Origin of the sequence: Deinococcus pimensis DSM 21231, assembly GCF_000519345.1 — a bacterium.
In the GTDB taxonomy this organism is placed as follows: Bacteria; Deinococcota; Deinococci; order Deinococcales; family Deinococcaceae; genus Deinococcus_A; species Deinococcus_A pimensis.
Window position 1 is genome coordinate 3,590 of the sequence record NZ_KI912622.1, and the last position, 9,138, is coordinate 12,727.

At 68.8% G+C, this 9,138-nt stretch carries 9 protein-coding genes; 2 read left to right on the forward strand and 7 right to left on the reverse strand.

The annotated features are described in order from the left end of the window. Positions 1-108: 108 nt before the first annotated feature. The 3 genes from DEIPI_RS0102390 to recG all read right to left on the reverse strand — a co-directional run bounded on the left by DEIPI_RS0102390 (position 109) and on the right by recG (position 4,126). On the reverse strand, positions 109-471 hold the full coding sequence (locus tag DEIPI_RS0102390) for a response regulator (RefSeq protein ID WP_027480718.1): 363 nt from the start codon (positions 469-471) through the stop codon (positions 109-111). Positions 472-753: 282 nt separating this feature from the next. Next, complete coding sequence (locus tag DEIPI_RS0102395) at positions 754-1,635, reverse strand: SDR family oxidoreductase (RefSeq protein WP_045233495.1); 882 nt, start codon at positions 1,633-1,635, stop codon at positions 754-756. A 160-nt stretch (positions 1,636-1,795) separates the two neighbouring features. Continuing rightward, positions 1,796-4,126: an ATP-dependent DNA helicase RecG gene (gene recG / locus DEIPI_RS0102400; protein ID WP_027480720.1), complete on the reverse strand. Its 2,331-nt coding sequence runs from the start codon at positions 4,124-4,126 to the stop codon at positions 1,796-1,798. A 116-nt stretch (positions 4,127-4,242) separates the two neighbouring features. On the opposite strand from recG, the gene cax reads away from it, so the two are divergent. Beyond that, entirely contained in the window at positions 4,243-5,310 is a 1,068-nt protein-coding gene (cax, locus tag DEIPI_RS0102405) for a calcium/proton exchanger (protein WP_027480721.1), read from the forward strand. Position 5,311: 1 nt separating this feature from the next. On the opposite strand, the gene DEIPI_RS27925 is transcribed toward cax, so the two are convergent. The 3 genes from DEIPI_RS27925 to DEIPI_RS0102420 all read right to left on the reverse strand — a co-directional run bounded on the left by DEIPI_RS27925 (position 5,312) and on the right by DEIPI_RS0102420 (position 7,815). Further along, on the reverse strand, positions 5,312-5,902 hold the full coding sequence (locus DEIPI_RS27925) for a Uma2 family endonuclease (protein WP_045233502.1): 591 nt from the start codon (positions 5,900-5,902) through the stop codon (positions 5,312-5,314). A gap of 133 nt (positions 5,903-6,035) precedes the next feature. Then, on the reverse strand, positions 6,036-6,419 hold the full coding sequence (gene cdd / locus DEIPI_RS0102415; RefSeq protein ID WP_245588495.1) for a cytidine deaminase: 384 nt from the start codon (positions 6,417-6,419) through the stop codon (positions 6,036-6,038). Between the two features lie 31 nt (positions 6,420-6,450). Next, complete coding sequence (locus DEIPI_RS0102420) at positions 6,451-7,815, reverse strand: hemolysin family protein (protein WP_027480723.1); 1,365 nt, start codon at positions 7,813-7,815, stop codon at positions 6,451-6,453. A 296-nt stretch (positions 7,816-8,111) separates the two neighbouring features. Between DEIPI_RS0102420 and DEIPI_RS37270 the strand changes: the two genes are divergently transcribed. Continuing rightward, a complete protein-coding gene (locus DEIPI_RS37270; protein WP_157463418.1) occupies positions 8,112-8,777 on the forward strand; it encodes a hypothetical protein in 666 nt (221 codons plus the stop codon). A gap of 54 nt (positions 8,778-8,831) precedes the next feature. Here the strand turns inward: DEIPI_RS37270 and DEIPI_RS27930 are convergent. Further along, the coding region (locus DEIPI_RS27930; RefSeq protein ID WP_045233497.1) for a diacylglycerol kinase at positions 8,832-9,138 on the reverse strand (307 nt) is incomplete at its 5' end.

A 9,138-nucleotide genomic window follows, 5' to 3' on the forward strand; every position in this document is an offset into this window, starting at 1 on the left:
GCGCGAGCAGGCGGTCGCCGACGCGCGCGAGCAGGGCGCGCGTGTCGGTCGCGTGGTGGGGGTGCGGGGTGTCCATCGTCGCCTGCCTTTCCTGTCGCCCGGGACCGTTCAGCCGACGGCCTTGCGGACGGCGGCGAGCACCTGCTCGGGGGTGTAGGGCTTCGTGACGTAGTCCGTGGCGCCCTGACGCAGGCCCCAGCGGACGTCGGTCTCGGCGCTCTTGCTGCTGACGAGCACGACGGGCAGGTCCTTCGTGGCGGGGTTGCGCTTGAGGCCGCGCAGGACCTCGTAGCCGTTGCGTTCGGGCATGACGACGTCGAGCATCACGACGTCGGGCCGCTCGGTCTCGACGGTCGCCTCGACCGCGGTGGGGTCGCTGAGGGCGGCGACGGTGTGCTGGTCGCGCACGAGGATGGATTCCATCATTTTGAGGTCGGCGGGGGAGTCATCGACGATCAGGATTCGGGCCATGGGGTCCTCCACGGGGTTGAGGGAACGGGGGGCGGGGCGGTCGGGGCGGCTTCGCGTCGCGGCTCGGGCCGGCCCGGTGGGGCGGGCAGCGAGGCGAGCTTTATCACACGGAGCTCATGTGGCTTGGGCTACGGTAACACCGGGAATCTCACAAGGCACTTACAAGCCAAAAAAAGATCGTCTTCATGGGCCTTCGTGCGCAATGACCATGGAAAGAAGGAAAGGAGGCGCGTGCGACACCGCACGCGCCTCCTTCACGAACTCCTTACAATGAACGGCCGCTCAGACGGACGCCGCCAGGGAGGTCATCTCCTCGCTCAGCCGCCACAGTCGCGCCGCCGCGCCGTCGTCGAGGGCCCGCACGCCCGGCGCGACCTCACGCTCGTCGGAGAAGTAGCGGCCCGTCACGCCCGCCACCTCCGGACTCGTCGCCACGTGCAGGCTCGTGCGCGCGCCCTGCTCCTCGGTCTTCGACATCGGCGTCAGCAAGCCCCACGCGCGCGAGAACCAGCCCTGGTTGTTGCGCCCGAAGCCCGACGCGACGAGACCCGGATGCACCGAGTTCGACGTGACGCCCGAGCCCCTGAGCCGCCGCGCGAGTTCCCGCGCGAACAGCACGTTCGCGAGCTTGCTCTGCGCGTACGCCGCCCAGCCGTTGTAGCCGCGCAGACCCTCCAGGTCGTCCCAGTTCATGCGCCCCATGCGGTGCGCGTCCGACGCGACGCTCACGACCCGCGCGCCCGGCGTGGCGCGCAGCACGTCCATGAGCTCCGTGGTCAGCAGGAAGTACGCGAGGTGATTCACCGCCCACGTCGTCTCGATGCCGTCACGTGTCTCGGAGCGCTCCACGTTCACCGCGCCCGCGTTGTTCACGAGGATGTCCAGCCGCGAGAAGCGCTCCCGGAAGCGCCCGGCGGCCTCGCGGACCTCGCGCTGCACCCCGAGGTCCGCTTTGATCGGCACGCCCGCCGAGGCCGAGACGCTGCCGAGCTCCCACGCGACCTCCTCGGTCCGCTGCGAATCGCGTCCGATCACCACGACCGTCGCGCCCGCCCTCGCGAGCTCCCGCGCCGTGACCCGCCCGATGCCGCCCGTCGCGCCCGTCACGAGCGCCACCTTCCCCGTCAGGTCCGTCCCGACGACCCTGTCACCTGTGTCCGTCATGCGCCCACTGTAAACGCGCGCGCGCCATGAGAAAGGGAGGGGGAGAACGTCCCCCTCCCTGCGCGCGGAGCCACTCGTCCGCTTTCAGGCGCCTGTGCCTCCAGTGTCGCATCCGGGTTGTCACAGGGATGTCACGAACGCACGAACCAGGCCGGGCGGCCTAGATCACCTCGCGGTACGCCACCTGCGCCGCGCGCTCCTGCAGTTCCGCGCGCAGCGCCGCCAGACGCGGGTGCGTCAGGGTCGGGTCGCCCGCGAGGATCGTCTTGGCGAGCTCGCGGGCCTGCTCGATGACCTCCACGTCCGACGTGATGTCGCCCAGCTTCAGGTCCGGGATGCCCGACTGCCGCGTGCCCTTGATCTCGCCGGGGCCGCGCAGCTTGAGGTCCGCCTCCGCGATCACGAAGCCGTCCGTGCTGCCCTCGATCACCTTGAGGCGCGCGCGCGTCTTGCGGCTCGCGTCGCCCGCCACCAGCACGCAGTAGCTCTGCAGGCTCCCGCGCCCCACGCGTCCGCGCAGCTGGTGCAGCTGCGCCAGCCCGAAGCGTTCCGCGTTCTCGATGACCATCACCGTGGCGTTCGGGACGTCCACGCCCACCTCGATGACGGTCGTGGAGACCAGCAGGTCGAACTCCCGCGCGCGGAAGCGGCCCATCACGTCGTCCTTCTCGGCGGCGCTCATCTTGCCGTGCAGCAGTTCCACGCGCGCCTCGGGCAGCAGGCCGCGCAGGTTCTCCGCGAGCTGCGTGGCCGCCATGAGCTCCGTCAGCGTCTCCGACTCCTCGATGAGGCTCGTGACCACGTACGCCTGACGGCCCTCGCGGATCTGCCCCATCACGAAGCCGTACGCCTGCGCGCGGTGCGTGTCCTGCACCAGCTTCGTCTGGATCGGCGTGCGTCCCGGCGGAAGCTCGTCGATGACGGAGAGCTCCAGGTCCCCGTACGCCGTGAGGGCCAGCGAGCGCGGGATGGGCGTGGCGCTCATCACGAGGACGTCCGGACGGCCCGCGAGGAGCTTGCGGCGCTGCATCACGCCGAAGCGGTGCTCCTCGTCCACGACGGCCAGCCCGAGGTTGTTCCACTCCACGCCCTCCTGGATGAGGGCCTGCGTGCCGACCACCACGTCGATCTCGCCCGCGCGGATGGCGGCCTGCATCTCCGACTTCTGCCGCGGCGTCATCGCGCCGATCAGGAGGCCCACCCGCACACCCAGCGGGTAGAGGTAGCCCGTGAGGTTCGCGAAGTGCTGCCGCGCCAGGATCTCCGTCGGGGCCATCAGCGCGCCCTGGTAGCCGTCACGCGTGGCGAGGTAGAGCGCGCAGGCGGCGACCGCCGTCTTGCCGGAGCCCACGTCGCCCTGCACGAGCCGCGCCATCTGCCGCTCGTCCCGCATGTCCGCCGCGATCTCCCCGAGGACGCGGCGCTGAGCGCCCGTGAAGCGGAAGGGCAGCGTGCCCTCGAAACGGTCCATGTCCTCCTCGGCGGCGGTGAAGCGCTTGCCGAGCAGCACGCCGTCCTCGCCCTGCAGCAGCATGCGAAGCTCCAGGAAGAGGTACTCGTCGAAGCGCAGGCGCTCCATGGCGCGCGTCAGGTGGTCCTCGTCGGCAGGGAAGTGGATGCCCGCGAGGGCGTCCGCGAGGTCCGTGATCCCGTACTTCTGCCTCCACGCGCCCGGCAGGTGATCGCCGACGTCCGCGCTCGTCAGCGCGAGGTGCGCCGCGCGCCGCAGGAAGGCCTGCGAGACGCCCTCCTTGCTGTCGTAGACGCCCACGATGCGGCCCGTCGAGAGGCTGTCCTTCGCGCCCTCGTCCGTCTCGAAGTACTCCACGCCGATCTGCAGCGTGGACCCGAAGCGCTTCGCGCGGCCCGTCACGACGAGACGCGCGCCCTCGCGCAGCTGCCGTTCCACCCAGGGCTGCCCGAACCACGTGCACTTCACCCTGCGGCCCCACGCGTCCTGCAGCTGCGCCTCCAGGATCAGCATGCCCGGCTTGGGCGTGCGGCGGAACTTGCTGACCACCACGCCCTCCACCGTGACCTTCTCGCCCTCCTCGACGGCGTCGAGACTGGGCAGGGCGCGGCGGTCCTCGTGACGGCGCGGGTAGTGGTGCAGCACGTCCCGCAGGGAGCGCAGGCCCAGTCCGTGCAGCTTCTTCGCGCCGCCCGGCCCGAGGTCGAGGGACGCGACGGGCGTGTCCACGGAGCGGGTCCCCCCGACGTCCGGGGTGGGCGGCGGCGCCTTGATCTTCGGGCCCTCCGGGACGGGCGCCCCGCCGAGCAGCGCGAGCGCCGAGCGCAGCTTCTCGGCGCGGCCTGCGGGTTCGAGTTCGGAGTAGCCGCGCAGCGTCTCACGGACCTGCGGGAAGGGCTTGCCGAGGTTGTCGAGAAGCTTCTCCACGCCGCCCGCCACGACCCGGTTGGTGCAGCCCGTCAGGAGCTCCCGCTCCAGGGGCTTGCGCAGCTTGTCACGCAGTTCCTGCACGGTCGGCATCCAGAGGAGTCTACCAGATTCCGCTCACAGCCGAACCCCGCGCCGCGTGCCACGCGCGTCTCGAGCATTCCTCCACCCGTGGGAGGGTCCGGCGCGCCGTCCATTACACTCGCCCCATGTGGCTCAACCTCCTGCTCGTGTTCGTGCCCGTGGCGTTCGTGCTGGAGTACGCCGGCGTGGGCGGCACCTGGGTGTTCCTCGTGTCGGCCCTCGCGATCCTGCCGCTCGCGGGCCTCATGGGCCGCGCCACCGAGGAGCTCGCCGCGCGCACCGGCACCGCCGTGGGCGGACTCCTCAACGCCACCTTCGGCAACGCCACGGAGCTCATCATCGCGTTCTTCGCGCTGCAGGCCGGCAGGATCGACGTGGTGAAGGCCAGCATCGTCGGCTCGATCCTCGGGAACCTCCTGCTGGTCCTGGGCCTCTCCGTGCTGCTCGGCGGCCTGCGGTTCCACGTGCAGATCTTCAACCGCCGCAGCGCCGGGAACGTCGCGAGCCTCCTGACCATCAGCGTGCTCGCCCTGCTGATCCCCACCATCTTCGACGTGGTCTCGCGCCGCACCGAGACGAACGCCGAGGTGACCCGCCTCGACGTGAGCCTCTCCGACGCGACCGCCGTCGTGCTGATCCTGCTCTACGTGGCCAACATCGTCTTCTCGCTCGTCACGCACAGGGACCTGATCTCCACGTCCGACGAGAGCAACGAGGAGCAGCACGCCACGTGGAGCCCCGCGCGCGCCACGTTCGTGCTGCTCGGCGCGACCGTGCTGGTGGGCTTCATGTCCGAGTTCCTCGTGGGCAGCCTGGAGGCCGCCACCGCGACGCTGGGCCTCAGCGAGCTCTTCGTGGGCCTCGTCCTGATCCCGATCATCGGCAACGCCGCCGAGCACACCGCCGCCGTGACCTTCGCGCTGAAAAACCGCATGGAGCTCGCCGTGACGATCGCCTTCGGCTCCACCGTGCAGGTCGCGCTGCTCGTCGCGCCCGTCCTCGTGCTGCTCGGGCTGGTGGTGGGGCAGCCCATGAACCTCGTCGTGTCCCAGCTCGAACTCGTCGCGGTGGCCGCCGCCGTGGTGATCGCCAACAGCGTCTCGCGGGACGGCGAGACGAACTGGCTGGAGGGCGTGATGCTGCTCGGCGTGTACGCGATCCTCGCCTTCGCCGTGTACTACCTGCCCGCCTGAATCAGGCGGGCTCGGTGGGGGAGGGCCGCGTGCGCGGCGCGAGCTCCACGCGGTCGTAGATGGCGCCCACGTCGAGCGTGACGCCCAGGCAGGGCAGCGCGAGCGCCTCGTCCTCGAAGAGCTCCTCGTAGGTCCACACGCCGCCCGCGCCGCGACGGTAGACCTCCACGTGCGCGCGGTCCTGACTCACGAGGACGTACGCCTCCAGGCTCGGCAGGCGGCGATACCGCTGGAGCTTCTCGCCCCGGTCCACCGCCTCCGTGGACGGCGACAGCACCTCCACGACGAGGCAGGGCGCGGTCACGACGTACGGGTCGCGCTGCTCCACGCGGGTGACCGAGAGGTCCGGGTAGTAGTACGAGCCCTCGTCGGGATGGACCTTCATGTCCTGCTGGAGTACCTCGCAGGGACCTCCCTGGGACGCTCGGTCGAGCAGCACGACGAGGTTCCTGATGATCCTTGTGTGCGCCAGGCTCGCGCCGCCCATGGCGAAGACGCGGCCATCCACGTACTCGTGCCTGACGGACGACACCTTCTCGCCCTCCAGGTACTCCTCGACGGTCACGAACAACTCTCTCGCGGGGTCGGCCATGGGGGGAGTGTACTCGTCGCTCACGGGGTCACCTCCGCCCTAGTCTAGACAGCTCCAGGCGGGTTCGTCCGTCGGCGGTTCCACATCGGAAAGGGCGGCGCTCCAGATGAGCGCCGCCCCGGCGGGACGCGGTTCAGCGTTCGAGGCGGAAGCCGTGCGGCAGGAAGTCCTTCACCTGGCCGGACACCTGCTCCCCGAGGTGGTTCACGCAGGTCACGCGCGCCTCCGGGGAGAACTCGAAGAGGATCTGACGGCACGCGCCGCACGGGCTCGCGGGAGGGCTCGCCTCGGTGTACACCACGATCTCGGTGAAGTCGCGGGCGCCGCCCGCCACCATCGCCTGCACGGCGCTCTGCTCGGCGCAGCGCGCGAGGCCGTAGCTGGCGTTCTCGACGTTCGCGCCGAAGAACACCTGCCCCGACGCGGCGCGCAGCGCGGCGCCCACGTGGAAGCCGCTGTAGGGCGCGTACGCCTGCTTCCACGCCACCTTCGCGGCGTCGAAGAGCACGGGGTCCATGACGGTCTCGGTCCGGGAGGAATCGTTCACCTCAGGAATCATACGCCACCTCCGCCGCGCCGGGCGCCGAGCCCGCCGCCTCGGGCGGCACGGGCCGCGCCTCGCGCGAGGCGCGCACCGTCGTGACGCGGCGCTGGTCGGCGGCCTCCACCCGGAAGGTCCAGCCTTCCCACTCGAAGTGCTCGCCGGGCTGCGGGATGTACCCGAAGTGCTGCGTCACGAAGCCCGCGAGCGTCTCGAAGTCCACCTCCTCGTCACCGTCGAGGTCGATGCCGAGCGTCTCCTCGGCCTCGTCGACGGAGAGCGACGCGTCGAGCAGGTACTCGCCCTCGCCGACGACCGTGACGCGCGCGACGTCCTCGTCGTCCGTCTCGTCGTAGATCTCGCCGACGATCTCCTCCAGGACGTCCTCCAGGGTCACGAGGCCCGCCGTGCCGCCGAACTCGTCCACGACGATCGCCATGTGCGTCTTCTTCTCCCGCATCGCCTTGAGCAGGTCCGAGACGCGCATGCTCTCCGGCGTGAAGAAGGTGGGCCGCATGATGTCCCGGACGGTCTTGCCGTCGAGGTCGCCGAGGTGCGCGAGCACGTCCGACGTGTGCACCACGCCGCGGATGTCGTCGGCGCGCTCCTCGTAGACGGGCACGCGGGAGTAGCCGTGCTCGGCGATGAGGGCGAGGAACTCGCGGACGCTGCACGTCGCGTCGATCATCACCATGTCCACGCGGGGCGTCATGATGGTCCGCACGACCGTGTCCGACAGGTCGAAGACGTTGTAGACGAGTTCCTTCTCGTCGTCTTCGAGCACGCCCTCCTGCGAGGACGCCGAGACGATCATGCGGATCTCCTCCTCGGAATGCGCCGTGTGGTGGCCCGCGACGGGCCGCAGGCCCAGCATGCGCACCACGCCCGCGCCGAGCGCGTTGAGGAAGTGGATCGCGAAGCGGAAGACCGCCGTGAAGATCATCAGCGGGCGCGCGATGGCGAGCGCCACCTGCTCGGAGCGCTGCAGCGCGATGGACTTCGGCGCGAGCTCGCCGAAGACGATGTGCAGGATGGTGGACACGCCGAACGCGATCGCGAAGGACACGGTCGTGACGGTGCCCGCCGCGAGGCCCGCGTTCTCCAGGGGACCCTCGACGAGGTGGTGGATGGCGGGCTCCGCGATGAAGCCGATGCCGAGCGACGCCATCGTGATGCCGAGCTGCGTCGCGGCGATGTAGAGGTCGAGGTTGCGGACGGCCTTCTGCGCGACACGCGCGCTGCTGCTGCCTTCCTCGACGAGCTGGTCGATGCGGGTCCGGCGGACGCTGACGAGCGCGAACTCGGCGGCGACGAAGAATCCGTTGAGCAGGACCAGCACGAACAGGGCCAGAAGCCCGAGAACGTCGTTCATTTCAGGGGCGCGCTCCTCCGCGCCGAGGGCGCGCGCCACGGATGTTCGTTGTTTGTGCGGCGCGCACCCTCGCGAGAGGCGCCAGCCGGGCGCTCCTCGCACTGCCCACAATGAAAAACCCGCCCTGCGGCGAGGTGGGCCGGGGAGCCAGAACTGGGAGGCTCGTCCATGTAGGAAGGAGTGTAGCACACCCCCCGAGGGGGCTTCGTAACCACGGAACGAATGGGAGGAGAGGGATCGACTGGTGATCCTGGTCTACTCTGGCATGATGATACTGATCATTATCGGAAAGTTTTATGTTGATCAAAATTGATTTTCATGGTTCTATCTACATTACTTCTGGGGATGTCTTCTGTTATGAGTATCGGGTTGCCGAAGGAGCGGCCTTTGAATACTATGAAAATCACAGTGAAGGATATTATAGATTTAAAATCAAAGATACTAGGAAGATGGTGCATCTCTACGAAAATGGCGAAAAACTAAAAAGAAAGAGAGTGGAAGGATATCTCAAAATATCGCTCCCTAGAAAAACCGGAATATCCATAAAAGGATCTGGTTATCTCGATATAAGCGATGTCACCATGAAAAAGGCGGAGGTTGATTTCAAAGGCGTTGTCGTCATGAGCCGAGTTGCCTTCGAAGAGTCGAACAATTTCCGCGTCAACGGACAGATCATGGCGCAGAACATCACGGTCACATCGATGGGCCTGTCTCTCGACGCCGCCACGTACAGTGGTTGCATCTCCGCCGTGCGCTGGCCCAACGCCGGAACGGTGACTCCTGAAGTCGTGACGATCGGGTGTGATGCTTCACCCTTCGAAGGTGACGGGGATGACCTCGACCGGAAGGAAGACAACTACGCACTGTCGGAATCACTCGGCGTCATCTGGACGACGTCCAGCGGAGAAACCTCGCCCCACAGACTGGGGCTCATCGCCACCGGAAACGTTACCTTCACGTAACCACATCGACGAAGACCGCCGCCGAGCCCTCCGCTCCGGCGGTCTTCCGCTGCCCTAGAGCCGCGCGAGGAGTCTCGGCAGGAGCTCCACGAGCGCCACGCCCACCGCGAAAAGCGCCGCGACCAGCACCGCGCCCGCCGCGACGTCCTTCGCCGCGCCCGCGAGCGGGTGAGGCGAGGGCGACGCGAGGTCCACGACGCACTCCACGGCGGTGTTCACGAGCTCCAGCGAGATCACGAGCGCGCACGACAGCAGGATGGGTGAGAGCGGCGCGCCCAGCCACCACGCGGCGAGCAGCGCGAGCGCCGCGCACACCGCCTCGACGCGGAGGTTGGCCTCGCGTCGCCACGCGAACGCGAGG